Source organism: Cupriavidus sp. IDO, assembly GCF_000812465.1.
GTDB lineage: Bacteria > Pseudomonadota > Gammaproteobacteria > Burkholderiales > Burkholderiaceae > Cupriavidus.
Genome location: NZ_JWMA01000007.1, coordinates 1 through 25,951, shown reverse-complemented (window position 1 = coordinate 25,951; position 25,951 = coordinate 1). Strand labels below are relative to the sequence as shown.

General features: G+C 64.5%; 31 protein-coding genes. 29 read left to right on the top strand and 2 right to left on the bottom strand.

Translation table 11 applies throughout. From position 1 onward, the window contains the following. Positions 1-41 precede the first annotated feature (41 nt). Positions 42-1,505, top strand: a complete 1,464-nt coding sequence (locus tag RM96_RS02930; RefSeq protein ID WP_039007502.1) for a glutamate synthase subunit beta — start codon at positions 42-44, stop codon at positions 1,503-1,505. A 94-nt stretch (positions 1,506-1,599) separates the two neighbouring features. Here RM96_RS02930 and RM96_RS02925 read toward each other — a convergent pair whose 3' ends face one another. Next, positions 1,600-2,142: a GNAT family N-acetyltransferase gene (locus tag RM96_RS02925; RefSeq protein WP_039007599.1), complete on the bottom strand. Its 543-nt coding sequence runs from the start codon at positions 2,140-2,142 to the stop codon at positions 1,600-1,602. Positions 2,143-2,369: 227 nt separating this feature from the next. Between RM96_RS02925 and RM96_RS02920 the strand changes: the two genes are divergently transcribed. The 27 genes from RM96_RS02920 (at position 2,370) to RM96_RS02790 (ending at position 23,437) form a co-directional block, all read left to right on the top strand. Then, positions 2,370-3,461, top strand: a complete 1,092-nt coding sequence (locus tag RM96_RS02920; RefSeq protein ID WP_039007501.1) for a Bug family tripartite tricarboxylate transporter substrate binding protein — start codon at positions 2,370-2,372, stop codon at positions 3,459-3,461. A gap of 141 nt (positions 3,462-3,602) precedes the next feature. Next, positions 3,603-4,424 carry an ABC transporter ATP-binding protein gene (locus tag RM96_RS02915; protein WP_039007495.1) on the top strand — a complete coding sequence of 274 codons (822 nt, stop codon included), beginning with the start codon at positions 3,603-3,605 and terminating at the stop codon, positions 4,422-4,424. Then, positions 4,421-5,197 (top strand): lipid asymmetry maintenance ABC transporter permease subunit MlaE, encoded by a 777-nt coding sequence (mlaE, locus tag RM96_RS02910; protein WP_039007493.1) that lies wholly within the window; start codon positions 4,421-4,423, stop codon positions 5,195-5,197. The genes RM96_RS02915 and mlaE overlap by 4 nt, the downstream gene beginning before the upstream one ends. A 58-nt stretch (positions 5,198-5,255) precedes the next feature. Continuing rightward, positions 5,256-5,777, top strand: a complete 522-nt coding sequence (mlaD, locus tag RM96_RS02905) for an outer membrane lipid asymmetry maintenance protein MlaD (RefSeq protein ID WP_039007491.1) — start codon at positions 5,256-5,258, stop codon at positions 5,775-5,777. Beyond that, positions 5,774-6,727, top strand: a complete 954-nt coding sequence (locus tag RM96_RS02900; protein WP_039007489.1) for an MlaA family lipoprotein — start codon at positions 5,774-5,776, stop codon at positions 6,725-6,727. Before mlaD ends, RM96_RS02900 begins: the two co-directional genes overlap by 4 nt. A 226-nt stretch (positions 6,728-6,953) precedes the next feature. Beyond that, complete coding sequence (locus tag RM96_RS02895; RefSeq protein WP_039007487.1) at positions 6,954-7,583, top strand: MlaC/ttg2D family ABC transporter substrate-binding protein; 630 nt, start codon at positions 6,954-6,956, stop codon at positions 7,581-7,583. 148 nt (positions 7,584-7,731) lie between these two features. Then, positions 7,732-8,037, top strand: coding sequence for an STAS domain-containing protein (locus RM96_RS02890; RefSeq protein WP_039007486.1), 306 nt, complete (start codon positions 7,732-7,734; stop codon positions 8,035-8,037). A 231-nt stretch (positions 8,038-8,268) separates the two neighbouring features. Continuing rightward, positions 8,269-9,219, top strand: coding sequence for an ABC transporter ATP-binding protein (locus tag RM96_RS02885; RefSeq protein ID WP_039007484.1), 951 nt, complete (start codon positions 8,269-8,271; stop codon positions 9,217-9,219). Beyond that, entirely contained in the window at positions 9,216-10,034 is an 819-nt protein-coding gene (locus RM96_RS02880; RefSeq protein WP_039007482.1) for an ABC transporter permease, read from the top strand. The genes RM96_RS02885 and RM96_RS02880 overlap by 4 nt, the downstream gene beginning before the upstream one ends. A 60-nt stretch (positions 10,035-10,094) precedes the next feature. After that, entirely contained in the window at positions 10,095-10,343 is a 249-nt protein-coding gene (locus RM96_RS02875; RefSeq protein WP_039007481.1) for a BolA family protein, read from the top strand. An 87-nt stretch (positions 10,344-10,430) separates the two neighbouring features. Beyond that, complete coding sequence (gene murA, locus RM96_RS02870) at positions 10,431-11,681, top strand: UDP-N-acetylglucosamine 1-carboxyvinyltransferase (protein WP_039007479.1); 1,251 nt, start codon at positions 10,431-10,433, stop codon at positions 11,679-11,681. Between the two features lie 9 nt (positions 11,682-11,690). Beyond that, a complete protein-coding gene (hisG, locus tag RM96_RS02865; protein ID WP_039007477.1) occupies positions 11,691-12,365 on the top strand; it encodes an ATP phosphoribosyltransferase in 675 nt (224 codons plus the stop codon). Between the two features lie 29 nt (positions 12,366-12,394). After that, complete coding sequence (gene hisD, locus RM96_RS02860) at positions 12,395-13,732, top strand: histidinol dehydrogenase (RefSeq protein ID WP_039007474.1); 1,338 nt, start codon at positions 12,395-12,397, stop codon at positions 13,730-13,732. A 44-nt stretch (positions 13,733-13,776) separates the two neighbouring features. Continuing rightward, positions 13,777-14,877, top strand: coding sequence for a histidinol-phosphate transaminase (hisC, locus tag RM96_RS02855; protein ID WP_039007473.1), 1,101 nt, complete (start codon positions 13,777-13,779; stop codon positions 14,875-14,877). A 4-nt stretch (positions 14,878-14,881) separates the two neighbouring features. Continuing rightward, positions 14,882-15,469, top strand: a complete 588-nt coding sequence (hisB, locus tag RM96_RS02850; protein ID WP_039007471.1) for an imidazoleglycerol-phosphate dehydratase HisB — start codon at positions 14,882-14,884, stop codon at positions 15,467-15,469. A 92-nt stretch (positions 15,470-15,561) separates the two neighbouring features. Beyond that, a complete protein-coding gene (locus tag RM96_RS02845; protein WP_039007469.1) occupies positions 15,562-16,185 on the top strand; it encodes a YchE family NAAT transporter in 624 nt (207 codons plus the stop codon). Continuing rightward, positions 16,182-16,835 carry an imidazole glycerol phosphate synthase subunit HisH gene (hisH, locus tag RM96_RS02840; RefSeq protein WP_039007468.1) on the top strand — a complete coding sequence of 218 codons (654 nt, stop codon included), beginning with the start codon at positions 16,182-16,184 and terminating at the stop codon, positions 16,833-16,835. Before RM96_RS02845 ends, hisH begins: the two co-directional genes overlap by 4 nt. 112 nt (positions 16,836-16,947) lie before the next feature. Beyond that, a complete protein-coding gene (gene hisA, locus RM96_RS02835; protein WP_039007466.1) occupies positions 16,948-17,691 on the top strand; it encodes a 1-(5-phosphoribosyl)-5-[(5-phosphoribosylamino)methylideneamino]imidazole-4-carboxamide isomerase in 744 nt (247 codons plus the stop codon). Between the two features lie 63 nt (positions 17,692-17,754). Continuing rightward, complete coding sequence (gene hisF / locus RM96_RS02830) at positions 17,755-18,525, top strand: imidazole glycerol phosphate synthase subunit HisF (protein ID WP_039007464.1); 771 nt, start codon at positions 17,755-17,757, stop codon at positions 18,523-18,525. A 2-nt stretch (positions 18,526-18,527) separates the two neighbouring features. Further along, positions 18,528-18,935 (top strand): phosphoribosyl-AMP cyclohydrolase, encoded by a 408-nt coding sequence (gene hisI / locus RM96_RS02825; RefSeq protein ID WP_039007462.1) that lies wholly within the window; start codon positions 18,528-18,530, stop codon positions 18,933-18,935. Then, positions 18,932-19,309: a phosphoribosyl-ATP diphosphatase gene (locus tag RM96_RS02820; RefSeq protein ID WP_039007460.1), complete on the top strand. Its 378-nt coding sequence runs from the start codon at positions 18,932-18,934 to the stop codon at positions 19,307-19,309. Before hisI ends, RM96_RS02820 begins: the two co-directional genes overlap by 4 nt. A gap of 48 nt (positions 19,310-19,357) precedes the next feature. Further along, positions 19,358-19,747 carry a DUF4870 family protein gene (locus RM96_RS02815; RefSeq protein ID WP_039007457.1) on the top strand — a complete coding sequence of 130 codons (390 nt, stop codon included), beginning with the start codon at positions 19,358-19,360 and terminating at the stop codon, positions 19,745-19,747. Positions 19,748-19,806: 59 nt separating this feature from the next. Then, the gene (locus tag RM96_RS02810) at positions 19,807-20,163 is read left to right on the top strand and encodes a histidine triad nucleotide-binding protein (RefSeq protein WP_039007455.1); all 357 of its coding nucleotides are present in this window, start codon (positions 19,807-19,809) and stop codon (positions 20,161-20,163) included. 147 nt (positions 20,164-20,310) lie between these two features. Beyond that, positions 20,311-20,535: a Sec-independent protein translocase subunit TatA gene (tatA, locus tag RM96_RS02805; protein WP_039007454.1), complete on the top strand. Its 225-nt coding sequence runs from the start codon at positions 20,311-20,313 to the stop codon at positions 20,533-20,535. Positions 20,536-20,619: 84 nt separating this feature from the next. Beyond that, a complete protein-coding gene (gene tatB / locus RM96_RS02800; RefSeq protein WP_039007451.1) occupies positions 20,620-21,132 on the top strand; it encodes a Sec-independent protein translocase protein TatB in 513 nt (170 codons plus the stop codon). Positions 21,133-21,262: 130 nt separating this feature from the next. Continuing rightward, positions 21,263-22,051, top strand: a complete 789-nt coding sequence (gene tatC / locus RM96_RS02795; RefSeq protein WP_039007449.1) for a twin-arginine translocase subunit TatC — start codon at positions 21,263-21,265, stop codon at positions 22,049-22,051. Between the two features lie 243 nt (positions 22,052-22,294). Next, positions 22,295-23,437: a porin gene (locus RM96_RS02790; protein ID WP_039007447.1), complete on the top strand. Its 1,143-nt coding sequence runs from the start codon at positions 22,295-22,297 to the stop codon at positions 23,435-23,437. A gap of 436 nt (positions 23,438-23,873) precedes the next feature. Here the strand turns inward: RM96_RS02790 and RM96_RS02785 are convergent, their stop codons facing one another. Beyond that, positions 23,874-25,067: a Do family serine endopeptidase gene (locus RM96_RS02785; RefSeq protein WP_039007445.1), complete on the bottom strand. Its 1,194-nt coding sequence runs from the start codon at positions 25,065-25,067 to the stop codon at positions 23,874-23,876. Positions 25,068-25,086: 19 nt separating this feature from the next. Between RM96_RS02785 and RM96_RS02780 the strand changes: the two genes are divergently transcribed. Next, complete coding sequence (locus RM96_RS02780; RefSeq protein ID WP_039007443.1) at positions 25,087-25,833, top strand: Nif3-like dinuclear metal center hexameric protein; 747 nt, start codon at positions 25,087-25,089, stop codon at positions 25,831-25,833. Positions 25,834-25,951 lie beyond the last annotated feature (118 nt).

Sequence of the window (25,951 nt, the reverse complement as noted above, 5' to 3'; positions counted from 1 at the left end):
GCGCAGTCGCCGGTCCCGCGCAGCAAGACCAAGGACGCAACATGGGTAAGGCGACTGGCTTTCTCGAATTTCCGCGCCAGAACGAAGGCTACGAACCGGTAGTCAAGCGCGTGAAGCACTACAAGGAATTCGTGTTCGCGCTGTCCGACAGCGAAGCGAAGATCCAGGGTGCGCGCTGCATGGACTGCGGCATTCCGTTCTGCAACAACGGCTGCCCGGTCAACAACATCATTCCCGACTTCAATGACCTGGTGTACCGCCAGGACTGGAAGTCGGCGATCGAGGTGCTGCACCAGACCAACAACTTCCCCGAGTTCACCGGCCGCATCTGCCCGGCACCGTGCGAAGCGGCGTGCACGCTAGGCATCAATGAGCTGCCGGTCGGCATCAAGTCGATCGAGCACGCCATCATCGACAAGGCCTGGGAAGAGGGCTGGGTTGCCCCGCAGGCGCCCCGGCACAAGACCGGCAAGACCGTGGCCGTGGTCGGCTCTGGCCCCGCTGGCATGGCTGCCGCGCAGCAGCTGGCGCGCGCCGGCCACGACGTGACCGTGTTCGAGAAGAACGACCGCATCGGCGGCCTGCTGCGCTACGGCATCCCCGACTTCAAGATGGAGAAGACGCTGATCGACCGCCGCATGGAGCAGATGCAGGCTGAAGGCGTGACTTTCCGCGCCGGCGTGATGGTGACCGACGGTGCACTGCCGGCCGGCATCAAGAACTACGCTCGCGAAACCATCTCGGCGCAGGCCCTGATGGACCAGTTCGACGCCGTGGTGCTGGCGGGCGGCTCCGAAGTGCCGCGCGACCTACCGGTGCCGGGCCGTGACCTGGCCGGCATCCACTACGCGCTCGAATTCCTGATCCCGCAGAACAAGGAAGTCGCCGGCGACGGCGTCAACGAGATTCGCGCCGAAGGCAAGAGCGTGATCGTGATCGGCGGTGGCGATACGGGTTCCGACTGCGTTGGCACCTCCAATCGCCACGGTGCTACCTCGGTGACCCAGTTCGAACTGCTGCCGCAGCCACCGGAAGAAGAGAACAAGCCGCTGGTGTGGCCGTACTGGCCGATCAAGCTGCGCACCTCGTCGTCGCACGACGAAGGCTGCGAGCGCGACTGGTCGGTCGCCACCAAGGAATTCATCGGCGAGAACGGCAAGGTCACCGCGCTGAAGGCCTGCCGCGTCGAATGGAAGGACGGCAGGATGCAAGAAGTGGAAGGCAGCGAGTTCATCCTGCCGGCCGACCTGGTCCTGCTGGCGATGGGCTTCACCAACCCGGTGGGTTCGGTGCTGGACGCGTTCGGCGTCGATACCGACGCACGCAAGAACGCCAAGGCTGCCACCGAAGGCGAGCGCGCCTACCAGACCAACGTGCCCAAGGTGTTCGCCGCCGGCGACGTGCGCCGCGGCCAGTCGCTGGTCGTGTGGGCCATCCGCGAAGGCCGCCAGGCCGCGCGTTCGGTCGATGCCTTCCTGATGGGCCATACCGAACTGCCGCGCTGATCGCAAACGCGCTGTAGTCGGTCACAGCAAAAAGCCCGTCCGGCGCAAGCCGGGCGGGCTTTTTGTTTCCTGTTGTCCTGCTGTCAGTCTTCCGTCAGGCCGCCAGCCTACGCTCCATGATGACCGCGCCGGCGCCATAGCTGGCCAGCTTGGCGGCATGCGGCGCTGCCGTCCCGGCGTCGAGCGGCGCGTACCCGAGCCTGCGCCACCACGCCGCAGCCGACTGCACGGCAATCAGCCGCGATCGCCGCAGGCCCGCTTCGACTGCCGCGACAGACGCTGCCCGATACAGCAGTCCGGCAAGGCCGGTGCCGCGGCCGGCAGGCGCCACGGCCATGTCGTGCACGAACCAGGTGAGGTGGCCGGTGTCATGGTCGGCGTTGCCGTGCTGGCGCGACAGCACGCCATCCAGCGGGGGGAGGCTGCTTTCCGGCCAAGCGTGGGTGAACAGGTAAGCGGCGAGTGCCGATGCCTGGCCCGGGTCGGGCGCCACCCAGCAGGTGTCGGGAGACAACGCCAAACGGCTGGCCAGTGCTGCTTCGGATTCGAGCAGGGTCTCGCCGTAGCACTGCGCCTGGACCGCCAGTACGGCGGGCAGGTCGGCGGCGGTCATCGGGCGCACGGTAAAAATTGGCATCGGCCGATTGTAAATGAGCAAGTGACGTTGATTGAAATTGCCGGCAGTTGGGCATCGGTTCCCTGCGTCCGGCCGATGTACAGGGTTCTCCCGGCTATGGTTTACGTGCCTGTGCCCTAAAAAGCAATGTTCGTACAATCGCCAAAAACAATAACGGAAACCGCCTCGAATCCTTTTTCAGCCGAACCTGTTGCCGCCTCCCGACCGGGGTGGGCCGGAGAAAATTGATGTCCGAAGTGCGCACTTTTTCGCGGCTTTGGCGAGGTAAAGCGAAGTTGACGCTTCCTGCTGCCATCCGGGACGCCTTGGAGCGCTGGCTGCGAATCGTCCTCTGCGTGTTCGTCGCCGGCTATTCAGCCACGGCGGCGATGGCATTTGCCCTGCCGCCCGCGCCGGTCGCCACGCCGGCTGTAGTCCGCACTATCTCCTTCCCCGTCCGGCCCATGCGGCTAATCGTGCCGTTCCCGGCGGGAGGCGTTGCCGACGCCATTGCGCGCATGCTGGCCGAGCGCCTTTCCGAGCGGCTTGGGGTGCCGGTCGATGTCGACAACCGTCCCGGCGCAGCGGGCACCACGGCCGGCGACGTCGTCGCCAAGGCCAGTTCCGACGGCCATACGCTGCTGTTCCACCAGGCCAACATGCTTATCCAGCCAGGCCTCGAGCCCGTGCCCTATGACGTGGTGCGCGACTTCACGCCGGTGGCGCGCGTGGCGACCATGCCGCTGTTCCTGGTCATCGATGCCCGCCTGCCGATGCGCACGCCTGAGCAGTGGGCCACCGCGGTGAAATCCAGTCCGGGTTCGTACAGCTATGGTTACGGCCAGCCGGGCAGCCCCTCGCACCTCTACGCCGAGTACGCCGTGCGTGGCATCCGCAATGGCGTGCCGCTGGTCACCGCAAAAGGCGAGAGCGCCGTGGTGCAGGAAATGCTGGCCGGACGCATCAGCGCGTGCTTCTGCTCGTTTGCCGCGGTGCAGGCGCACGTCCGGAGCGGCACGCTGCGGATGATCGGCGTGACCGGTGTGGCGCGGTCCCCGCTGGCACCGTTGGTGCCCACGCTGCAGGAATCCGGGCTTGAGGGTTATGGCGCCGCCGCCTGGTTTGGCGTGATGGCGCCGGCCAAGACACCGCGCGCGATCGTGGCCCGTCTGGCCACTGAACTCGACGCCGTGATGGCCGAGCGCGAGGTGCGGGCGCGCTTGCTGGCCGCCGGCCTGACGCCCTTGCGCGACTCGCCGGAGGCGTTTGCCACGGCGATCCGGTCCGAGTCGATCCAGTGGCAGGTCATCCTGCGCGATGCCGCCCAGAGCGAGCCATAGGGTGGCCGAGCCAGCCTGATTTGTAATATCTGCGCGCCGGAAACCCTTACACGCCGCGCCAATGTGGCGCGAGGCATACGGGGCACCAGCATGTCTAGGTAGTAGCCCTTATAATGGCCGACTGTCCTGACCGGTGCCAACGTGACCGCTTCTTCCCAAAACCTCGTCGAGCTGAACGCCGTAGATTTTGCCTACTCGGCGGACGCCAAGCCGATCCTGTCCGGACTGACCATGCATTTCCCGCGTGGCAAGGTGATTGCCGTGATGGGCGGGTCGGGCTGCGGCAAGACGACGGTGCTGCGGCTGATCGGCGGCCAGGTGCGCCCGCAGTCGGGTGTGATCAGCTTCCAGGGCACCGATATCGACAAGCTGGACGAGCCCGGCCTGTACGCCGTGCGCCGCCAGATGGGCATGCTGTTCCAGTTCGGCGCGCTGTTTACCGACCTCTCGGTGTTCGAGAATGTGGCCTTTCCGCTACGCGAACACACCGACCTGCCGGAATCGATGATCCGCGACCTGGTGCTGATGAAGCTCAATGCGGTCGGCCTGCGCGCCGCGCGCGAGCTGATGCCGTCGCAGATCTCCGGCGGCATGGCGCGGCGCGTGGCATTGGCGCGGGCGATTGCGCTCGATCCGGCCCTGCTGATGTACGACGAGCCCTTTGCGGGCCTCGACCCGATCTCGCTGGGCCTGACCGCGCGCCTGATCCGCAGCCTCAATGACGCCCTCGGCGCCACTACGATCATCGTCTCGCATGACGTGCATGAGACCTTCCTGATCGCGGACTACGTCTACTTCATTGCCAACGGCCATATCGTGGCGCAAGGCGAACCCGAGGCCCTGAAAGCTTCCACGGATCCGTTCGTGCACCAGTTCGTTCACGCCGAGCCCGATGGCCCCGTGCCGTTCCACTACCCGGGCCCGTCGCTGGCCGAAGACTTTGCCGGCGGAGGTGTGCAGTGACTGGTTTCTTTACTGCCATCGGTTCGGCGGTCCGGCAGGGCGTTTCCGGCCTGGGGCATGCGACGCGCATGTTCTTCGCGCTGCTGGCGCTGTCGCCCGCGCTGCTGCGCCGCTTCCGCCTGGTGAGCGACCAGATCTTCTTTGTCGGCAACCTTTCGCTGGTGATCATTGCGGTCTCCGGCCTGTTCGTCGGGTTCGTGCTGGGCCTGCAGGGCTACTACACGCTGAACCGCTACGGCTCCGAGCAAGCGCTGGGGCTGCTGGTGGCGCTTTCGCTGGTGCGTGAGCTGGGCCCCGTCGTGACGGCACTGCTGTTTGCCGGGCGCGCCGGGACGTCGCTGACGGCCGAGATTGGCCTGATGAAGGCGGGCGAACAGCTCACTGCCATGGAGATGATGGCCGTCAATCCACTGCAGCGTGTGATCGCGCCGCGTTTCTGGGCCGGCGTGGTGGCCATGCCGGTGCTGGCGGCGATCTTCAGCGCGGTCGGTATTCTGGGCGGCTACCTGGTTGGCGTTCAGCTGATCGGCGTGGACGCCGGCGCTTTCTGGTCGCAGATGCAGGGCGGGGTGGATGTGCGGGCCGATGTGATGAATGGCGTCATCAAGAGCTTCATCTTTGGCATTGCCGTGACGTTTATTGCCCTGTACCAGGGCTTTGAAGCCAAGCCCACGCCGGAAGGCGTCTCGCGCGCCACCACCCGGACCGTGGTGATTGCGTCGCTGGCCGTGCTGGGGCTGGATTTCCTGCTGACCGCGCTGATGTTCAGCTGACAAGAGATGGCCGCGCCGAAGGCTTTGACAGGACAACGGGGTTGAAGAAGAGATTCCAATGAGAAAAAACACACTCGATTTCTGGGTGGGGCTGTTCGTGGTGGCGGGATTCGTCGCCTTGCTGTTCCTTGCGCTCAAGGCGGGGAACATGAGCGCATTCAGCTTCCAGGACACCTATACCGTGCAGGCCCACTTTGACAATATCGGCGGCCTCAAGCCGCGCGCGCCGGTCAAGAGCGCCGGGGTGGTGGTTGGCCGTGTGGCGGATATCCGCTTCGATGACAAGACCTACCAGGCCACGGTGGAGCTCAACCTGGAAAAGCGCTACCAGTTCCCGAAGGACACCTCGGCCAAGATCCTGACCTCCGGACTGCTGGGCGAGCAATACATCGGGCTCGAAGCTGGTGGCGATAGCGCGATGCTGGCGCAGGGTTCGCGCATCACCATGACGCAATCTGCGGTGGTGCTGGAAAACCTGATCGGGCAGTTCCTGTACAACAAGGCGGCCGACGCGGGTGCGGGCGGTGGTACCGGCGGCGCTGCAGCGAGCGCGCCGGCACTGGGCGGGGAGCACAAATGACCGCTGCCTCGCCCGTTCCCAAACGGAGGTTTTCCGTCAGCAAGCTAGTGGCCGCCGCGGCCATGCTCGGCGCGCTCGGCGGCTGCGCCACCGGCCCCACGGCCAATCCGAAGGATCCGCTCGAGCCGTTCAACCGCGAGGTCTCGCGCATCAACGATGACTTCGACAAGGGCGTGCTGCGCCCCGTTGCGCAGCTCTACGCCGACTACATCCCGACGCCGGCGCAGCGCGCGGTGGAGAACTTCTTCTCCAATGTCAGCGATGTCTATTCCGCGGTGAACAACCTGCTGCAGGGCAAGCCCAGCCGCGCCGCCGAAGACACCATGCGGGTGGCCATCAACAGCGTGCTCGGCATCGGCGGCCTGATCGACATCGCCACGCCTGCCGGCCTGCCCAAGTACAAGGAAGACTTCGGCCAGACCCTGGGCGTGTGGGGCGTGCCTGCGGGCCCGTACCTGGTGCTGCCGTTGTTCGGACCGAGCACCGTGCGCGATACCGGCGGCATGCTGGTCGATCGCCAGTTCGACCCGTCGGCCTATATCGATCCGGTCTGGCTGCGCAATTCGCTGGTGGGCGTTCGCATCGTTGCCGGCCGCGCCCAGCTGCTCGGCGCGACCAGCCTGATCGAACAGGCCGCGCTGGACAAGTACACCTTCTTGCGCGATGCCTACCTGCAGCGGCGCGAATACCAGATCTACGACGGCAACCCACCACGCAAGAAAGACGAAGAGGAATCCGAAGCCGCCCCGCCGGCCGAAGGCAAGCCTACCGAAGGCAAGCCTGCCGATAGCAAACCTGCGGAGGAAAAGCCTGCGGAGGAAAAGCCGGCCGATGGCAAGCCTGCGGAGGAAAAGCCAACCGAAGGCAAGCCTGCCGACGCCGAGCAGGAGAGTCCCAGCCTGCCCTTGCCGACCAATATTGTGCCCCCGGGCATCCGGTTTGGCCGCTGACGCGGGCGTCCGAGGTGATGCAGGCGCGCGACGCAGGTGGCGGAACGGCTGTGAATGCGCTGTGACCCCTGAAACAAATTGTGTGAATGTGGCGCCGGGTGCCCTGGCGCCAGCAACCCCGGGCCCGAGCCTGTGTTCCAATCAGCGCAAGGGCAGGACGATTCGCCAGACGGCCCGGCCAGTCCGCGTCGGGGCGGACAAAGTCTTTGATTGACAAGGAAAATTCATGATTAAGCGACTGTTGCTCCCCTTCCTCACGGTAGTTGCCTTCGCAGGTGCTGCGCAGGCGCAGGTCCCTGCGCAGGACGCATCCAGCCCGGAGACCCTGGTCAAGGCCGTGGTCAACGATGTCATGGCAAGCGTCAAGGCGGACAAGGACATGCAGGCGGGCAATATTGCCAAGATCAGCGCGCTGGTCGAGCAGAAGATCCTCCCCAACGCCAATTTCCAGAAGACCACCCAGATCGCCATGGGCCGCAACTGGTCGAAGGCCACGCCCGAGCAGCAAAAGCAGATCACTGAAGAGTTCAAGACGCTGCTGATCCGTACCTACGCCGGCGCCATCGCGCAGATTCGCGACCAGACCGTCCAGTACAAGCCGTATCGCGGCTCGCCGGAAGACACCGACGCCACCATCCGCACGCAGGTGATCAACAAGGGCGAACCGATCCAGCTGGACTATCGCCTGGAAAAGACCGCGCAAGGCTGGAAGGTCTATGACATCAACGTGCTGGGCGCGTGGCTGACCGAAGCCTACAAGGGTAGCTTCAACACCATCGTCGGCCAGCAGGGCGTCGACGGCGTGATCAAGACGCTGCAGGACCGCAACCGCCAGCTGGCCAACGCCAAGAGCTGAGGCTGACGCGGAGTGGCGCGGATGGCGTTGCAATGCAGCACGCCGCGCTGAACTGCTCTACAATACGCTTTCGCGACAAGGCTCCCGCCTCCGGCGGGAGTTTTTCGTTGCGCAATCTGCCGGCATCCAACCGCTCGTATCAATACCCATGCTTTCGCTCGGACCTTCGCTGACCAACCGCAACGCCGCCGCCGTGCTGCGTGACGGGCTGGCACGCGTCGCCCAGGGCGAGACGCAGGTCGATTGCGGTGCGCTGACGCAGGTCGATTCCTCCGCCGTAGCCGTGCTGCTGGCCTGGCAGCGGGCCGCCTCGGCGCGCAGCCAGTCGCTGGCGCTCAATGGCGTGCCGGCGCAGCTTGCCGAACTGGCCAGCCTGTACGGCGTGGACAGCCTGCTCGGACTGGCGCCGGCAGCGAGCGCTGCGGCCACCGTGGCCGAGCTGCATCGACATTGATCCGGCATCGTCGGCCGCACGCTGCAACAGCGGTCCTTGCGATGCCCCGACGACTGCCTGAAGCGGTCGCCGCGCCCCGAGCGGGAGTTTCCCCGCATCCCCTATAATTCCGGGTTGTTCGCCCAATTTCCCCATTCCGCGCCAGGCGCTGCACTGGGGTTCCCCGGGCGCCCAGTTGTCCCCCACTTCCAGGAGGCCGGCCCCAGACGGGCCAGCCACAGACATTCGGCCATGAAAGCCATCGAACTCACCGACGTTCGCAAGCGCTACCGCAATCTGCAGGCGCTCAAGGGCGTCAGCTTTACCGTCGAGCGAGGCGAATTCTTCGGCCTGCTCGGACCCAACGGTGCCGGCAAGACCACGCTGATCTCCATCCTCGCCGGCCTGAACCGGGCGGATTCGGGCAGCGTCAGTGTGCTCGGCCACGATGTGGTGTCCGACTACCGCATGGCCAGGCGTATGCTGGGTGTGGTGCCGCAGGAACTTGTGTTCGATCCCTTCTTCACGGTGCGCGAGACGCTGCGACTGCAGTCCGGCTACTTTGGCCTCACGCGCAACGACGACTGGATCGACGAGATCATGGCCAACCTGGACCTCACCAACAAGGCCGATGCCAACATGCGACAGCTCTCGGGCGGCATGAAGCGTCGCGTGCTGGTGGCACAGGCGCTGGTGCATCGCCCGCCTGTGATCGTGCTGGACGAGCCGACCGCCGGGGTGGACGTGGAACTGCGCCAGACCCTGTGGAAGTTCATTTCCCGCCTCAACCGCGAAGGCCACACCATCATTCTGACCACCCACTACCTGGAAGAGGCCGAGGCCCTGTGTGACCGCATCGCCATGCTGAAGTTTGGGGAGGTGGTGGCGCTGGACCGCACCAGCAGCCTGCTGACGCAGTTTGCCGGCCTGCAGTTGGTGCTGACATTCGCCCGCGGCACGCTGCCGGCGGCGCTGGAGCCGCTGCGCATGCCGGCCAATCCGGGCGAGCGCGCGGTGCGGCTGCGGCTGTCGGGCTACCAGGCGGTCGAGCCGATCCTGGCCGCCTGCCGTGAAGCGGGCTGCGAGATCGAAGACATGGAAATCAACAAAGCTGACCTGGAGGATGTATTCGTCCAGATCATGCGTCGCGAGGGCCACATGCCGGATGCATTGCCTGACCAGGCCATGGAGGCCGTCGCATGAAGCCCACCGAATTCGAAATCGCCGACGACACGCGGCTGGCGCCGATGGCCGTCGGCAGCCTGGTCGGCTTCCGCACCCTGCTATACAAGGAAGTGCTGCGCTTCTGGAAGGTCAGCTTCCAGACCGTGGCCGCGCCCGTGCTGACCGCCGTGCTGTACCTGCTGATCTTCGGCCACGTGCTGGAAGATCGCGTCAAGGTCTACGACCAGATCAGCTACACCGCCTTCCTGGTGCCGGGCCTGGTGATGATGAGCGTGCTGCAGAACGCCTTTGCCAACAGTTCGTCGTCGCTGATCCAGTCCAAGATCACCGGCAACCTGGTGTTCGTGCTGCTGCCGCCGCTGTCGCACTGGGAGATGTTTGGCGCCTACGTGGTGGCTTCGGTGATCCGCGGCCTCGTGGTCGGGCTGGGCGTGCTGCTGGTGACCGCGTGGTTTGCCCACCTGCATTTCGCCAGCGTTGGCTGGATTCTCGTCTTTGCCCTGCTGGGCGCGGGCATCCTCGGCACGCTGGGGCTGATCGCCGGCATCTGGGCCGAGAAGTTCGACCAGCTGGCCGCGTTCCAGAACTTCCTGATCATGCCGGCGACCTTCCTATCCGGCGTGTTCTACTCGATCCACTCGCTGCCCGCCTTCTGGCAGGCGGTGTCCCATGCCAATCCGTTCTTCTACATGATCGACGGCTTCCGCTATGGCTTCTTCGGCGTCTCGGACGTGTCGCCGATGTTCAGCCTGGCCGTGGTCGGCTCGGCGTTCGTAGTGCTCGCCGCGCTGGCGTTGCGACTGCTGAAGTCCGGATTCAAGCTGCGCCACTAGCCCTGAACAGGACACTGGCCGCGGCCCCCAAATTTTGAAGTGAAAGCTGAAGAGAAAGACATGCTGCCTACCCCGGAACAAGTCAGGGAATACATTGCCCAAGGGTTGCCCTGCGAACATCTGGAAGTCGAGGGCGACGGCCAGCACTTCTTTGCCACCATCGTCAGCGCCGAATTCGACGGCAAGCGGTTGATCCAGCGCCACCAGCGGGTCTACGCCGCGCTTGGCGACCGCATGCGCGCGGAGATCCACGCGCTGTCGATGAAGACGCTGACGCCTGCCGAATGGCAGGCCGGCGGCAGCAAGTAGGCCGGGCCGACAATACAGCCGGCCGCGCCCGTTGCGCGGCCCCGCAATACTGATGCCGGGCGTGTGCCCGGCTCCAACCGAAAGAACATGGACAAATTCGAGATCCAGGGCAATGGCCCGCTGAAGGGCGAGATCCGTGTCTCGGGCGCCAAGAACGCCGCCTTGCCGATTCTCTGCGCGGGCCTGCTTTCGGCCGACACCGTCTCGCTGGACAACGTGCCGAACCTGCAGGACGTGCGCACCACGCTGAAGCTGCTGCGCCAGATGGGCATGAAAACCGGGCACGATGGCGCGAAGGTGACCCTCAATGGCGCCGACGTGAGTTCGCTCGAAGCGCCTTACGAGCTGGTCAAGACAATGCGCGCCTCGATCCTCGTGCTGGGTCCGCTGGTGGCACGCTTCGGCGAAGCCCGTGTCTCGCTGCCCGGCGGATGCGGCATCGGTGCACGCCCGGTCGACCAGCACATCAAGGGCCTGCAGGCAATGGGCGCCGAGATCAGCATCGAGCACGGCTTCATTCATGCACGTGCAAAGCGCCTGAAGGGCGCGCGCGTGGTGACCGACATGATTACCGTGACCGGCACCGAGAACCTGCTGATGGCCGCCACCCTGGCCGAGGGCGAAACCGTCCTGGAAAACGCCGCGCGCGAGCCTGAGGTGACCGACCTGGCCAACATGCTGGTGAAGATGGGTGCGAAGATCGAAGGCATCGGCACCGACCGTCTGGTGGTGCAAGGCGTCGAGCGCCTGCACGGTGCCAGCCACAGCGTGATTGCCGACCGCATCGAGGCCGGCACCTTCCTGTGCGCGGCCGCCGCCACGCTTGGCGACCTGGTGCTGCGCGGGGTGTCGCCCGACATCCTGGATTCGGTGCTCGACAAGCTGCGCGAAGCGGGCGCGACGATCGAAAGCGGTGCCGACTGGATCCGCCTGGCCATGCCTCAACGCGCGAAGGCCGTCAGCTTCCGCACCTCGGAGTACCCGGCGTTCCCCACGGACATGCAGGCCCAGTTCATGGCGCTGAACGCGGTGGCCGAGGGCGCGTCGCACGTCACCGAGACCATCTTCGAAAACCGCTTTATGCACGTGCAGGAACTGAACCGCCTGGGCGCCAATATCGTGGTCGAGGGCAACACCGCCGTGGTCAACGGCGTGCCGCGCCTGTCGGGCGCGAACGTGATGGCGACCGACCTGCGCGCCTCGGCAAGCCTGGTGATCGCCGGCCTGGTGGCAGATGGCGAGACGGTGATCGACCGCATTTACCACCTGGATCGCGGCTACGACCGCATGGAAGACAAGCTGTCGGCGGTCGGCGCCAAGATTCGCCGCATCGCCTGAGGACGCCCGATGAGCCCCACCTTCAACGCATCGCCCAACCAGCTCACCCTGGCGCTTTCCAAGGGCCGCATCTTTACCGAGACCCTGCCGCTGCTCGAAGCGGCCGGCATCCGCGTGACGGAAGACCCCGAAACCTCGCGCAAGCTGATCCTGCCCACCTCGGATCCGGCCGTGCGCGTGGTGATCGTGCGCGCTTCCGATGTGCCGACCTACGTGCAGTACGGCGCCGCCGACTTCGGCGTGGCCGGCAAGGACGTGCTGATGGAGCACGGCATGGCCGGCCTGTATGCGCCGATCGACCTGAACATCGCCCGTTGCCGCATGTCGGTAGCGGTGCCGGCCGGGTTTGACTACGTCAACGCGGTGCGCCAGGGCGCGCGCCTGGCGGTGGCAACCAAGTATGTGCAGACTGCGCGCGAGCACTTTGCCAAGAAGGGCGTGCACGTCGATCTCATCAAGCTGTACGGCTCGATGGAGCTGGGCCCGCTGGTGGGCCTGTCAGACGCCATTGTCGACCTGGTCAGCACCGGCAGCACGCTGCGTGCCAACAACCTGGTCGAAGTGGAAGAGATCGTGCAGATTTCGTCGCGGCTGGTGGTGAACCAGGCCGCGCTCAAACTCAAGCGCGAGCGGCTGGCGCCGATTCTCGACGCATTCGAACGGGCTTCGGCGGCGCTGGCCTGAAGCCGGCGCCACCTGTAAGGAATGGAGTCATGAACTCAATCGATATGGAAAAGCTGTCGATCCGCCGGCTCGACTCCAGCAAGCCGGGCTTTGCCGAGTCGCTACGCCAGGTGCTGGCCTTCGAGGCCGGCGAGGATGAGGCCATCGAGCGCGCGGTCGCGCAGATCCTGGCCGACGTGAAAGATCGCGGCGATGCCGCCGTGCTCGAATACACCGAGCGTTTCGATCGCGTCGACGCCTCGTCGATGGCGGCGCTCGAAGTGTCGCAGGCCGAACTCGAGGCTGCGCTGGAAGACCTGGAACCCAAGCGCCGCGCCGCCCTGGAAGCGGCCGCCGCGCGTGTGCGGGCCTACCACGAGAAGCAGAAGATCGAGTGCGGCAGCCACAGCTGGGAATACACCGAGGCCGACGGCACCATGCTGGGCCAGAAGGTGACGCCGCTGGACCGCGTCGGCATCTACGTGCCGGGTGGCAAGGCCGCGTATCCGTCCTCCGTGCTGATGAACGCGATTCCGGCCCGCGTGGCGGGCGTCAAGGAGATCATCATGGTGGTGCCCACGCCGGGCGGCGTGCGCAATGAACTGGTCCTGGCTGCGGCGCAGATCGCCGGCGTGGACCGCATCTTCACCATCGGCGGCGCGCAGGCCGTGGGCGCGCTGGCCTACGGCACCGCCACGCTGCCGCAGGTCGACAAGATCGTCGGCCCGGGCAATGCCTACGTGGCCGCCGCCAAGCGCCGCGTGTTCGGCACCGTCGGCATCGACATGATCGCGGGCCCGTCCGAGATCCTGGTGATCTGCGATGGCACCACCGATCCCGACTGGGTGGCGATGGACCTGTTCTCGCAGGCCGAGCACGACGAGCTCGCGCAGTCGATCCTGCTGTGCCCGGACGCCGGCTATATCGCGCAGGTGGCCGCCAGCATCCAGCGCCAGCTCGACAGTATGCCGCGTCGCGACGTGATCGCGGCATCGCTCTCCGGACGCGGCGCGCTGATCAAGGTGCGCGACATGGACGAGGCCTGCGAGATCGCCAACGCCATCGCGCCCGAGCACCTCGAGATCTCGGCGGAGAACCCGCATCAGTGGAGCGAGAAGATCCGCCATGCCGGCGCCATTTTCCTCGGGCGCTATACCAGCGAATCGCTGGGCGACTATTGTGCGGGCCCGAACCACGTCCTGCCGACCTCGCGCACGGCGCGCTTCTCGTCGCCGCTGGGCGTGTACGACTTCCAGAAGCGCTCCAGCCTGATCGAAGTCAGCGAGGGCGGGGCGCAGATGCTTGGCCAGATCGCCGCCGAACTGGCGTACGGCGAAGGCTTGCAGGCCCACGCGCGCAGCGCGGAATATCGTTTCAAACGCAGTTGAATCCCTGACCCATGCCGGTCCGCCGGCAACCACCTGGAGTTTCCATGTCAGCAGCAGAGCCCACCCTGATCGAACGCATCATCCGTGACGACGTACGCGCCATGGGCGCCTACCATGTCCCGGATTCGCACGGTCTGGTGAAGCTCGACGCCATGGAGAATCCCTACCTGCTGCCGCCCGAACTGCGCCTGCAGCTGGCCGCGCGGCTGGGCGAGGTGGCGCTGAACCGCTATCCCGTTCCCAGCAGCGAAGCCTTGCGCGCGAAGCTGAAAGACGTGATGCAGGTGCCTGCCGGCATGGAGGTGCTGCTGGGCAACGGTTCGGACGAGATCATCAGCATGCTGGCGCTGGCGGCGGCCAAGCCGGGCGCCAAGGTCATGGCACCGGTGCCGGGCTTCGTCATGTACGCGATGTCGGCACAGTTCGCCGGCCTGCAGTTCGTGGGCGTGCCGCTGCGCGCCGACTTCACGCTCGACCGCGCCGCCATGCTGGCGGCCATGGCCGAGCACAAGCCGGCCATCATCTACCTGGCGTACCCGAACAACCCGACCGGCAACCTGTTCGATGCCGCCGACATGGAGGCCATCGTCCGCGCGGCCCAGGGCGAGGTCTGCCACAGCCTGGTGGTGGTCGACGAGGCCTACCAGCCGTTCGCGCAGGAAAGCTGGATGCCGCGCCTGACGGAATTCGGCAACCTGCTGGTGATGCGCACGGTGTCCAAGCTGGGGCTGGCGGGTATCCGCCTGGGCTACATCGCCGGCGCGCCGGCCTGGCTGTCGCAGCTCGACAAGGTCCGCCCGCCGTACAACGTCAACGTGCTGACCGAAGCGGCCGCGCTGTTCGCGCTGGAGCATGTCTCGGTGCTGGACGAGCAGGCCGCGCAACTGCGCGCGGAGCGCTCCCGAGTGGCCGAAGGCATGGCCGCCCATCCGGGCGTGACCGTGTTCCCGAGCGCCGCCAACTTCCTGCTGGTGCGCGTGCCGGATGCCGCACAGACGTTCGACCGCCTCCTCGCGCGCAAGGTATTGATCAAGAACGTGAGTAAAATGCACGCATTGCTGGCCAACTGTCTGCGCGTGACGGTCAGCACTCCCGAAGAAAACGCGCAGTTCCTTGAGGCATTCGCAGCTTCGCTGCAGGATTAACACCATGCGTGTTGCAGAGGTCACCCGCAATACTTCGGAAACGCAGATTCGCGTTTCCCTGAATCTAGACGGCACCGGCCGCCAGAAACTGGCGTCCGGCGTGCCGTTCCTCGACCACATGCTGGACCAGATCGCCCGGCACGGCATGATCGACCTCGAGGTCGAGGCCAAGGGCGATATCCATATCGACGACCACCACACGGTGGAAGACGTCGGCATCACGCTCGGCCAGGCCGTGGCCAAGGCCATTGGCGACAAGAAGGGCATTACCCGCTACGGCCACAGCTATGTGCCGCTGGACGAATGCCTGTCGCGCGTGGTCATCGATTTCTCGGGCCGTCCCGGCCTGGAGTTCCACGTGCCGTTCACGCGTGCGCGCGTGGGCAGCTTCGACGTGGACCTTACCATCGAGTTCTTCCGCGGCTTCGTCAATCATGCGGGCGTGACCCTGCATATCGACAACCTGCGCGGCATCAATGCCCACCATCAGTGCGAAACCGTGTTCAAGGCCTTTGGCCGGGCACTGCGCATGGCGGTGGAGCTGGACCCGCGCGCGGCCAACACCATTCCCTCGACCAAGGGTACGCTCTGATCCGTCTGGAACCCGTAGGCGTGCCGGCTGGTTGCGGCGCCCGCTGACTCTTCAAGGCTGAACCTGGCCAGCATACTGGCCACCCGCAACCGATGGATACGCTCAAGTCGTTTATCTCGCTGCTGGCGCTGATCAATCCGATCGGGGCGATTCCGTTCTTTATCAGCCTGACCAGCCAACAGACCGAAGCGGAAAAACTGCGTACTATCAAGATTGCGTCGATCTCGGTGGCAATCGTGGTGGCCGTGTCGGCGTTGCTGGGGCAGCAGATCATCGAGTTCTTCAATATCTCGGTGGCATCGCTGCAGGTCGGTGGCGGTCTCATCATGATCATGATGGCCATGAACATGCTGAACGCCCAGACCAGCCGCACCAAGGCCACGCCGGAAGAGGAAGACGAGGCCGAGGCCAAGTCGAGCATCGCCGTGGTGCCGCTGGCGCTGCCGCTGCTGACCGGGCCGGGTTCGATCAGCACGGTGATCGTCTATGCGGGCAAGACGCAGCACTGGTACCAGCTGCTGATCTTGGTGGGAATCGGCCTGCTGCTGGGCACGGTGGTGTACCTGGTATTCCGCGCGGCGGACCCGATTGCACGGGTGATTGGCCGCACCGGCATCAATATCGGCACGCGTCTGATGGGGTTGATCCTGTCCGCGCTGGCCGTTGAATTCATTGTGGACGGGCTGAAGACATTGTTGCCTGTTTTGAAATCATGACTACCATAGCAATTGTGGATTACGGCATGGGCAACCTGCGCTCGGTGGCGCAGGCGCTGCGTGCCGCGGCGCCGGAAGCCGATGTAAGGGTGGTGGATGCCCCCGAAGGCATCCGCTCCGCGGACCGCGTGGTCCTGCCGGGCCAGGGCGCCATGCCGGACTGCATGGCGGCGCTGGGCGCTTCCGGCCTGCAGGAGGCGGTGATCGAGGCCGCCGGCAGCAAGCCGATGTTCGGGGTGTGCGTGGGTGAGCAGATGCTGTTCGGCTTCAGCACCGAAAGCCGCGCCGGCATGGACAAGACGCCTTGCCTGGGCCTGATGCCGGGCGAGGTGGTCCGGTTCGAGCTGGAAGGCAAGACCCAGCCGGACGGGTCGCGTTTCAAAGTGCCGCAAATGGGCTGGAACCGTGTGCGGCAGGCGGCAGCCCATCCTTTGTGGAATGGGATTCCGGACGAAAGCTGGTTCTACTTCGTCCACAGCTATTTTGTGCGGGCGCAGGATCCGGCCCATATCGCCGGCGAAACGGACTATGGGGTCGTATTTACCAGCGCGGTGGCGCGCGATAATATTTTCGCCACGCAGTTCCACCCCGAGAAGAGCGCGGCCATGGGCCTGCAGCTGTACCGGAACTTCGTGCACTGGAATCCTTGAAGAGCATCCGAGCCATTCAACGCTATACAAGCCAGATTGCTTACTGACCTGACCTGACCGGCTGCGCCGGTCTCGCTCAACCTTTCTTTACTCAACCACGCTCGTCACGCTTATGTTGCTCATTCCGGCCATCGACCTGAAGGACGGTCAGTGTGTACGCCTCAAACAAGGCGACATGGACCAGGCCACCGTCTTTTCCGAAGATCCCGCCGCCATGGCACGTCACTGGGTGAACCAGGGTGCGCGTCGCCTGCACCTGGTCGACCTCAATGGTGCCTTTGTCGGCAAGCCCCGCAATGAAGCCGCCATCAAGTCCATCATCGCCGAAGTCGGCGATGAGATCCCGGTGCAGCTGGGCGGCGGCATCCGTGACCTGAACACCATCGAGCGCTGGCTGGACGACGGCCTGTCGTACGTGATCATCGGCACGGCGGCGGTCAAGAACCCCGGCTTCCTGAAGGATGCCTGCTCGGCCTTCGGCGGCCACATCATCGTCGGCCTCGACGCCAGGGACGGCAAGGTTGCCACCGACGGCTGGAGCAAGCTGACCGGCCACGAAGTCGCCGACCTCGCCCGCAAGTACGAAGACTACGGCGTGGAAGCCATCATCTACACCGATATCGGCCGCGACGGCATGCTGCAGGGGATCAATATCGATGCCACGGTCAAGCTGGCGCAGTCGATGTCGATCCCGGTGATCGCCAGCGGCGGCCTGTCGAACCTGGCCGACATCGACAACCTGTGCGCGGTCGAGGGCGAGGGCGTGGAAGGCGTCATCTGCGGACGCGCCATCTACTCGGGCGACCTCAATTTCGCCGACGCGCAGGCGCGCGCGGATAAACTGGGCGCGGAGTAACCAGCCAACGCGCCCCTGGCGCAGCCGCCGCCCGGCCCAACCTGGCGGCGGACAAGGAATCACATGCTAGCCAAACGTATCATCCCCTGCCTCGATGTGACGAACGGGCGGGTGGTCAAGGGCGTCAACTTCGTCGAACTGCGCGATGCGGGCGACCCGGTCGAAATCGCGCGCCGCTACGACGATCAGGGCGCCGATGAGATCACTTTCCTTGACATCACCGCGACCAGCGACGGCCGTGACCTGATCCTGCACATCATCGAAGCGGTGGCCTCGCAGGTGTTCATCCCGCTGACCGTAGGCGGCGGCGTGCGCGCCGTCGAGGACGTGCGGCGCCTGCTGAATGCCGGCGCGGACAAGATCAGCGTCAATTCGTCGGCCATTGCCAACCCGCAGCTTGTCTCCGATGCCACCGCTAAGTACGGCTCGCAGTGCATCGTCGTGGCGATCGACGCCAAGCGCAGTTCCGCGCCGGGCGAGCCGCCGCGGTGGGAAGTCTTCACCCACGGCGGGCGCAAGGCCACTGGCCTCGACGCGGTCGAGTGGGCACGCGAAATGGCCGCGCGCGGCGCGGGCGAGCTGTTGCTGACCAGCATGGATCGCGACGGCACCAAGAGCGGCTTCGACCTGGAGTTGACACGTGCGGTCAGCGACGCGGTCTCGATTCCGGTGATCGCCTCGGGCGGCGTCGGCGGCCTGCAGGATCTGGCGGATGGCATCAAGCTGGGCCGCGCGGATGCCGTGCTGGCCGCCAGCATCTTCCACTATGGCCAGCACACCGTTGGCGAGGCAAAGGCATTCATGGCCCGCGAGGGCATCCCTGTGCGGATCTGATCATGGCAAAGAAGTGGCTCAACAAGGTCAAGTGGGACGATAACGGGCTGGTGCCGGTGATCGTGCAGGAAGTCGGCTCGAACGACGTCCTGATGTTTGCGTTCATGAACCGCGAGGCGCTGCAGCGCACCGTGGAGCTGGGCGAAGCCGTGTTCTGGTCGCGCTCGCGCAAGCGCCTGTGGCACAAGGGCGAGGAATCCGGCCATGTGCAGAAGGTGCACGAAATGCGCCTGGACTGCGACGAAGACGTGGTGCTGCTCAAGGTGACGCAGGTCGACAGCATTGCCTGCCACACCGGCCGGCATTCGTGCTTCTTCCAGAAGTTCGAGGGCGATGTCGAGAACGGGGACTGGCAGACCGTCGAGCCCGTGCTCAAGGATCCTTCCCACATCTACGCGGCCAAACCATGACCGACACACAACCCAGCAGCGCCGACATGCTGGCGCGCCTGGCCGCCGTGCTCGAATCGCGCAAGCCGGAAAACGGCGGCGATCCCGAAAAATCCTACGTGGCGCGGCTGTTCAGGAAGGGCGACGACGCCATCCTCAAGAAGATCGGCGAAGAGGCGACGGAAACTGTGATGGCCGCCAAGGACGCTCGCGCAGCCGGGAAAACCGGTGCCGGCGCGGACAAGGTCGTCTACGAAGTGGCGGACTTGTGGTTCCACACCATGGTGCTGCTGGCCAACTTCGGACTGACGCCGGCCGACGTCGTCAACGAACTGGCGCGGCGCGAAGGCCTGTCAGGCCTGGAAGAAAAAGCCCGGCGCCCGGATCAAGGCTGACGGTTTCCCGCTTGCCATCCGGCAGGCCAGCATTACTGGAGCGCGACGATGGCGAACGACTATACCGGGCAGGTCAGTAACCCCGACAGCGATCAGCTCAGCAGCCTGCGCAAGCTGATGCACATCCTGTATGCGCTGTACGCCATCTTCTGGCTGACTGGCGGCGTGACCGCGCTGATTGCGATCGTGGTCGATTACGTCAAGCGCGACGACGCGCGCGGCACCCTGTATGCGTCGCATTTCGCGTGGCAGATCCGCTCATTCTGGTGGTCGGTGGTATGGGCTGCCTTGGGCGGACTGCTGTTTGCCACGGTCTTTCTGATTCCGCTGGCGTTCGGCGTGTGGGCGGTCCTGTCCCTCTGGATGCTGTATCGTATCGTCAAGGGTTGGCTGTACCTGAACGACAGCAAGCCCATGTACCCGGATCAGCGTTTCTGATGCCAGTCTGGTAGTGCCGGCGAGCAGGTGGCCGGTTCGGTCTTCGCAACGAAAACTTCATGAATTCTCAGGATAATTGCATCTTCTGCAAGATCGTGGCCGGGCAGATTCCGTCGCGCAAAGTCTACGAAGACGACGAAATGATGGCATTCCACGATATCCATCCCAAGGCCCCGGTGCACTTCCTGCTCATTCCCAAGTCGCACGTCGACTCGCTGGCTGACTGTGGACCCGGCGAACAGGCTGTGCTTGCTAAAATGATGCTGAAGGTGCCTGAACTGGCACGCGTGGCAGGCTGCGGCAACGGCTTCCGGACGGTCATCAATACCGGCCCGGATGGCGGTCAGGAGGTCTACCACCTGCACCTCCATGTGCTCGGCGGGCCGCGCAATCAGTGGAAGGTACCGCTGCCCTGAACGGGTAGCCTTGGCATGGGAGCGCCCGGGTGACATGCCCGGGCCGGATGTCGCACCGGCAACCGTCGCCCGGCGCGGCCATAACGGGACGGAACAACGGGTCCGGACAGCAAGAGACGCTGGCCGAGGCTTCATCAGGAGCAAGAAATGGGTTCGTTTAGCATTTGGCACTGGCTGATCGTGTTGGTGATCGTCATGCTCGTATTCGGCACCAAGAAGCTGCGCAATATCGGCCAGGATCTTGGCGGCGCGGTGAAGGGCTTCAAGGACGGCATGAAGGAGGGCGGTGACGACAAGCCGGCCGAGGCCAAGGAACTGCGCGATTCCACCACCATCGACGTGGACGCCAAGGAAAAGACCCGCCAGCAGTAACAGCCGCGTGCTCGCCTCCCTCATTTATATAGTGGCTGCCCGCACGATGCGCGTTGCTTCCGCTGCTACCGGTCCGACGTCCGCATGATCGATCTCGGCATTTCCAAACTGGCGCTGATCGGCGCCGTGGCGCTGATCGTGATCGGTCCCGAGCGGCTGCCGAAGGTTGCGCGCACGGTTGGCGCGCTGGTTGGGCGCGCCCAGCGCTACATCAACGACGTCAAGGCGGAAGTCAGCCGCGAGGTGGAGCTCGAAGAACTGCGCAAGATGCGCACGGAATTCGAAGACGCCGCCCGTGACGTCGAGCGGACCATCCACAAGGAAGTGAACGAGCAGACGCAGGCACTCAATGAAGCGCTCGGCGGGGTTGAGTCCGCTGCGGGCGGCAGTGCCGGCGGCGGTAGCGGCGGCTTCGTGCCGAGCTGGGACGCCGCGCACAAGTCGCATAACGGCCGCAAGAGCTGGCGCGTCAAGCAGGGCGCGCGTCCGCTGTGGTTCAAGCGGCAGAACAACGTGCGGGTCTGGGCGCAGTCCGGTGCCGCGCGCGTCAAGCGTCACCGGCCGGCCAGCGGCCGCGCCCGTTCCTTCTTCGAGTGAGCATGGCGCGCGGCGCCGTTTTGCCGGCCAGCCGGCGGGCTGCCCCTGCCAATGCCATATCAGACTTCACCGCTCCGGGCGGTGCCATCGATTCCACGTTGCCAGCCAGCGCAGCTGAGCGGTCCACGCCATGAGCGACTCCAGGTCCCAAGATCCCCAAGACGAATCCCAACAGGAAACTTTCATTTCCCACCTGATCGAGTTGCGCGAGCGCCTCGTCAAGGCGGTGGCAGGAGTCATTCTTGTTTTCCTGGGCCTGATCTACTGGGCCCCGCTGATCTTCAACCTGTTCGCGCGGCCGCTGATGGAAGCCCTGCCCAAGGGTGGCAGGATGATCGTGACTGATGTCACCGGTTCGTTCTTCGTGCCGATGAAGGTCACGCTGCTGGTTGCCTTCCTGATCGCGCTGCCGTGGGTGTTGTACCAGATCTGGCAATTCGTCGCGCCGGGTCTCTATCAGCATGAGAAGCGACTGATCCTCCCGCTGGTCAGCAGCAGCTACGTCCTGTTCCTGTGCGGCGTGGCGTTCGCGTATTTCCTGGTCTTCCCCACGGTGTTCCACTTCATGGCGCACTACAACGCGCCACTTGGGGCGGACATGTCGACCGACATCGACAAGTACCTCAGCTTCGCAATGACGATGTTCCTGGCCTTCGGTATCACGTTCGAAGTGCCTGTGGTGGTGATTGTGCTGGTGCGGTTTGGCGTGGTGGAGCTCGACAAGCTCAAGCAGATCCGCCCGTATGTGATCGTCGGCGCCTTCATCATTGCTGCGGTCGTCACACCACCTGATGTACTTTCGCAACTGCTGCTCGCCGTGCCGCTGGTGGCACTTTACGAACTTGGGCTGCAGATGGCGCGTTTTGTGAGCCGCCCGGCTCCTGACACCTCCGCTACTGGCGAAACCCAGCCCGACTAATCTCTTTGAGGTAGGTGGCTTTCCGGTTGGGAATGCTGGATTTGCACCATTTTGGTGAATTTCTGAGTCCTTCTTGTTGCTCGATCACAACAAAAACCGTCCGCAACCACGGTTTACGCCGAAAAAGCCTTCTGACGGCCGGGGGGGCTGGCACATAATACGCAACAGACGTGAATGTAAATGCGTCGCCCAAGCACTTGGGCAACCAAGATTTCCCAATCAGTTGACAAGGAAAGTGTCGATATGAAGATGAAACTGTTTGCTGCTGCCGTCGCCGCCCTGGCCGCTGGTGGCGCCTATGCCCAGTCGAGCGTGACCCTGTACGGTGTTGTTGACGCTGGTATCGAATATCAGAACAAGCAGCCCGGTAACGCAGCAACCGGCCTGAGCGGCGGTCACGACGTGGTCCGCCTGACCTCGGGTAACCAGTCGGGCAGCCGCTGGGGCCTGCGTGGCGTCGAAGACCTGGGCGGTGGCCTGAAGGGCGTCTTCGTGCTGGAAAGCGGTTTCAACGTTGACGACGGCAAGTCGGGCCAAGACAACCGTCTGTTCGGTCGTCAAGCCTACGTCGGTCTGTCGAGCCAGTGGGGTCAGCTGACCCTGGGTCGTCATCAGACCCCGATGTATGACTTCGGTCTGCAGTTCGACCCGATGGCCATCTCGACCAAGTACTCGATCACCTCGCAAGACGGCGCCTTTGCCGGCCGTGCTGACAACTCGATCAAGTACATCGGTACCTTCGGTGGCCTGACCGCCAACGCCCTGTACAGCGCCGGTTCGAACACCGGTGGCACAGCTGGCGTCTTCCAAGGCAACGCGGGTGAAGTTCCGGGTTCGGCAAAGATCGGCCGTGAATACAGCCTGAGCCTGACCTACGCTGGTGGCCCGTTCGCAGTTGGTGCCGTCTATGACGAAACCAACCTGGGCTTCGTGGGCAACCCGGACGCCGTGGTTCGCCGCGCTTCGGCCGCTGGCTCGTACGCTTTCGGTCCGGCCAAGGCATTCGCCGGCTACCGCTGGGCGAAGGGTGTTGACCTGGGCACGATCCCGTTCCTGGGCGCAAGCGTTCAAGCTCTGACCGGTGCCAAGGCTTCGTCGAACCTGTACTGGCTGGGCCTGGGTTACCAGATCACCCCGGCGTTCTCGCTGACCGGCGCTGCTTACTACCAGGACTTCCGTGGCAACAAGTCGGATCCGTGGCTGTTCGTGGCAACGGCTGACTACGCTCTGTCGAAGCGCACCGACGCTTACCTGAGCATGGCCTACGCCAAGAACAAGAACACGTCGAACCTGGGCGTGGACGGTTTTGGCAAGACCAACGTTGACGCTAACGGCAACGCTGACAGCCAGTTCGGCGCTGTGGTTGGTATCCGCCACAAGTTCTAATCTGACGCGAGCGTAAGCTCGCTTAGGGTTGGCTTGAAAGCAAAACGCCGGCATCCGCAAGGATGCCGGCGTTTTGCGTTGTGGGTGTCGGAGCGGGGCTATGCATGGGAAGTCATGGCGCGGCAGTAAAGGCCCCCCCGGTAGCGGCGGGCCATTATTGCTGGCTTGCATTGCCGGCTGCCGGTTTGCTCCCCTCTCCCGCAAGCGGGAGAGGCGCCGGGGGGGAGGGCAGGCGCCGGCAAACCACGGACGTTTGCTTCGTGGACATCCCCGCCTTCTCCCCAACCCTCTCCCGCGCGCAGGAGAGGGGGCACCCAAACAGTTGTCCAAAAGCGGTGGGCCTTGCCACTCCCACAGGCATACCGGAAAGGTCTGTCAAAAAAAGAAAAGCCCCGCCAGTAATGACGGGGCTTTCCAGTTTCCCACCGACGACGTCTTACTCTTCGTCATCAAACGGCAGCGCACGCCGCGGTGGCGGGGGGCGCTTGCCGATGGTCACCGACAACTCCACAGGCTTGCCACGCCGGATCACCTTCATCTTGACGTCGACCCCGGGCTTCAGCTGGGCGATGGCATTGAGCAGCGCGGTGGTGTCGCTGATCGACAGTCCATCCACTGCTGTCAGCACATCGCCAGGCTTGACCCCGGCCTTGTCTGCCGGGCCGCCCTGAACCACGGCGGCAATCAGCGCGCCTTCCTTGGCGTCAAGGCCGAAGGATTCGGCAATCTCCGGCGTCATGTCCTGCGGCTCGACGCCGATCCAGCCCCGCGTCACACTGCCGGTGGAAATGATCGATTCCATCACCTGCTTGGCGGTCGACACGGGAATGGCGAAGCCAATGCCCAGCGAGCCACCAGAGCGTGAATAGATCGCCGTGTTGATGCCAAGCAGGTTGCCACGGGCGTCGACCAGCGCACCGCCGGAGTTGCCCGGGTTGATGGCCGCATCGGTCTGGATGAAGTTCTCGAAGGTATTGATGCCGAGGTGGCTGCGGCCAAGTGCCGAGACGATTCCCATGGTCACCGTCTGGCCGACGCCGAACGGGTTGCCGATCGCCAGCACCACGTCGCCGACCTGCACATTCTCGATACGGCCAAGGGTGATGGCAGGAAGATCCTTCAGCGTGACCTTCAGCACTGCAAGATCGGTTTCGGGATCGGAGCCGACCACCTTGGCGTTGGCCTTGCGGCCGTCGGTCAGCGCAACCTCGATCTCGTCGGCGCCGTCCACCACGTGGTGGTTGGTTAGAATGTAACCCTCGGCACTGACGATCACGCCCGAGCCCAGGCTGGATACCGGCTCCTGGCGCTCCGGCAGCCGGTCGCCAAAGAAGAACCGGAACCAGGGGTCTTCGGCCTGCGGGTTGGGCGTACGCTTGTTACCGTTCTTGCTGGTAAAGATATTCACCACGGCCGGCATCGCCTGCTTCGCGGCTTCGCTATAGGAGCCTTCGGCGGACGGACCGGCCACATTTGGCACGACTTCCTTCAGCGCCACGATGGGCGAGCCGGACTGCACCGCGACGCGGCCCCTCTGCAGCCATTCGGGTTTGAGCGTGGCTACGACGAACCAGACGGCCAGCACGACGGTGACAGCCTGGGCAAAGAACAGCCAAAAGCGCCGCAACATATTGGATTTTGAGTAGAAAATGAAAACCAAAGAGCTGGAATTGTACTTGAACGACCTGCTGGAAGTTCCCCGCTACAAGGACTATTGTCCCAATGGTCTGCAAGTGCAAGGCAGCGTTGAAGTCACACACATCGTAACCGGTGTGACCGCCAGCCTGGCGCTGGTCGATGCTGCCATCGAGGCCGGCGCCGATGCCATCCTGGTCCACCACGGCTACTTCTGGAAGAACGAAGACGCCCGCGTGGTCGGCCAGAAGCATGCGCGGCTTAAGCGCCTGCTCGGCGCCGATGTCAATCTGCTGGCCTACCACCTGCCGCTCGACAACCACCCTGAGTTCGGCAATAACGCACAACTCGGTCTGCAACTCGGCCTGACGCCCACGGGCCGCTTCAGCGACGATCAGCTCGGCTGGACCGGCACGCTGCCGACTCCGATGCCGCTGCAGGCCTTCGCCGCGCATGTCGGCGGCGTGCTGGGACGTGAGCCCCTCGCGATCGGCGAGCCCGGTCAGATGATTCGCACCGTAGGCTGGTGCACAGGCGGCGCGCAGGGATACTTTGATGCCGCCATCGCCGCAGGCGTCGATGCCTACCTGAGCGGGGAGGTCTCGGAGCAGACCACCCACCTCGCGCGCGAGAGTGGTGTGGCATATCTTGCCGCAGGTCATCACGCGACCGAACGCTATGGCATACGATCGCTCGGCGAGCATCTGGCGCAGCGTTTCGGGCTGCGCCATACCTTCATCGATATTCCGAATCCGGTTTGAGAAAAGGCCCGCACTAGCGGGTAATGCCGTTCAGTTAAGGTCCTTTCTCAGGAACCGAACGGTGTAACGAGAAGGTCGAGACTTAACGACCCGTGCGCATGTGCGTGCGGGTCGTTTT

What these genes read in the sequence shown, in the direction of transcription:
- RM96_RS02925 (WP_039007599.1), bottom strand. Translation starts at nt 2,142, where the DNA reads ATGCCAATTTTTACCGTGCGCCCGATGACCGCCGCCGACCTGCCCGCC.
- tatC (WP_039007449.1), top strand. Translation starts at nt 21,263, where the DNA reads ATGAGCGACTCCAGGTCCCAAGATCCCCAAGACGAATCCCAACAGGAA.
- RM96_RS02880 (WP_039007482.1), top strand. Translation starts at nt 9,216, where the DNA reads ATGAAGCCCACCGAATTCGAAATCGCCGACGACACGCGGCTGGCGCCG.
- RM96_RS02900 (WP_039007489.1), top strand. Translation starts at nt 5,774, where the DNA reads ATGACCGCTGCCTCGCCCGTTCCCAAACGGAGGTTTTCCGTCAGCAAG.
- hisG (WP_039007477.1), top strand. Translation starts at nt 11,691, where the DNA reads ATGAGCCCCACCTTCAACGCATCGCCCAACCAGCTCACCCTGGCGCTT.
- RM96_RS02930 (WP_039007502.1), top strand. Translation starts at nt 42, where the DNA reads ATGGGTAAGGCGACTGGCTTTCTCGAATTTCCGCGCCAGAACGAAGGC.
- hisC (WP_039007473.1), top strand. Translation starts at nt 13,777, where the DNA reads ATGTCAGCAGCAGAGCCCACCCTGATCGAACGCATCATCCGTGACGAC.
- RM96_RS02885 (WP_039007484.1), top strand. Translation starts at nt 8,269, where the DNA reads ATGAAAGCCATCGAACTCACCGACGTTCGCAAGCGCTACCGCAATCTG.
- RM96_RS02785 (WP_039007445.1), bottom strand. Translation starts at nt 25,067, where the DNA reads ATGTTGCGGCGCTTTTGGCTGTTCTTTGCCCAGGCTGTCACCGTCGTG.
- hisI (WP_039007462.1), top strand. Translation starts at nt 18,528, where the DNA reads ATGGCAAAGAAGTGGCTCAACAAGGTCAAGTGGGACGATAACGGGCTG.
- mlaD (WP_039007491.1), top strand. Translation starts at nt 5,256, where the DNA reads ATGAGAAAAAACACACTCGATTTCTGGGTGGGGCTGTTCGTGGTGGCG.
- tatB (WP_039007451.1), top strand. Translation starts at nt 20,620, where the DNA reads ATGATCGATCTCGGCATTTCCAAACTGGCGCTGATCGGCGCCGTGGCG.
- hisA (WP_039007466.1), top strand. Translation starts at nt 16,948, where the DNA reads ATGTTGCTCATTCCGGCCATCGACCTGAAGGACGGTCAGTGTGTACGC.
- hisH (WP_039007468.1), top strand. Translation starts at nt 16,182, where the DNA reads ATGACTACCATAGCAATTGTGGATTACGGCATGGGCAACCTGCGCTCG.
- hisB (WP_039007471.1), top strand. Translation starts at nt 14,882, where the DNA reads ATGCGTGTTGCAGAGGTCACCCGCAATACTTCGGAAACGCAGATTCGC.
- hisD (WP_039007474.1), top strand. Translation starts at nt 12,395, where the DNA reads ATGAACTCAATCGATATGGAAAAGCTGTCGATCCGCCGGCTCGACTCC.
- hisF (WP_039007464.1), top strand. Translation starts at nt 17,755, where the DNA reads ATGCTAGCCAAACGTATCATCCCCTGCCTCGATGTGACGAACGGGCGG.
- RM96_RS02895 (WP_039007487.1), top strand. Translation starts at nt 6,954, where the DNA reads ATGATTAAGCGACTGTTGCTCCCCTTCCTCACGGTAGTTGCCTTCGCA.
- tatA (WP_039007454.1), top strand. Translation starts at nt 20,311, where the DNA reads ATGGGTTCGTTTAGCATTTGGCACTGGCTGATCGTGTTGGTGATCGTC.
- RM96_RS02780 (WP_039007443.1), top strand. Translation starts at nt 25,087, where the DNA reads ATGAAAACCAAAGAGCTGGAATTGTACTTGAACGACCTGCTGGAAGTT.
- RM96_RS02845 (WP_039007469.1), top strand. Translation starts at nt 15,562, where the DNA reads ATGGATACGCTCAAGTCGTTTATCTCGCTGCTGGCGCTGATCAATCCG.
- RM96_RS02790 (WP_039007447.1), top strand. Translation starts at nt 22,295, where the DNA reads ATGAAGATGAAACTGTTTGCTGCTGCCGTCGCCGCCCTGGCCGCTGGT.
- RM96_RS02890 (WP_039007486.1), top strand. Translation starts at nt 7,732, where the DNA reads ATGCTTTCGCTCGGACCTTCGCTGACCAACCGCAACGCCGCCGCCGTG.
- RM96_RS02875 (WP_039007481.1), top strand. Translation starts at nt 10,095, where the DNA reads ATGCTGCCTACCCCGGAACAAGTCAGGGAATACATTGCCCAAGGGTTG.
- RM96_RS02815 (WP_039007457.1), top strand. Translation starts at nt 19,358, where the DNA reads ATGGCGAACGACTATACCGGGCAGGTCAGTAACCCCGACAGCGATCAG.
- RM96_RS02820 (WP_039007460.1), top strand. Translation starts at nt 18,932, where the DNA reads ATGACCGACACACAACCCAGCAGCGCCGACATGCTGGCGCGCCTGGCC.
- RM96_RS02810 (WP_039007455.1), top strand. Translation starts at nt 19,807, where the DNA reads ATGAATTCTCAGGATAATTGCATCTTCTGCAAGATCGTGGCCGGGCAG.
- RM96_RS02920 (WP_039007501.1), top strand. Translation starts at nt 2,370, where the DNA reads ATGTCCGAAGTGCGCACTTTTTCGCGGCTTTGGCGAGGTAAAGCGAAG.
- murA (WP_039007479.1), top strand. Translation starts at nt 10,431, where the DNA reads ATGGACAAATTCGAGATCCAGGGCAATGGCCCGCTGAAGGGCGAGATC.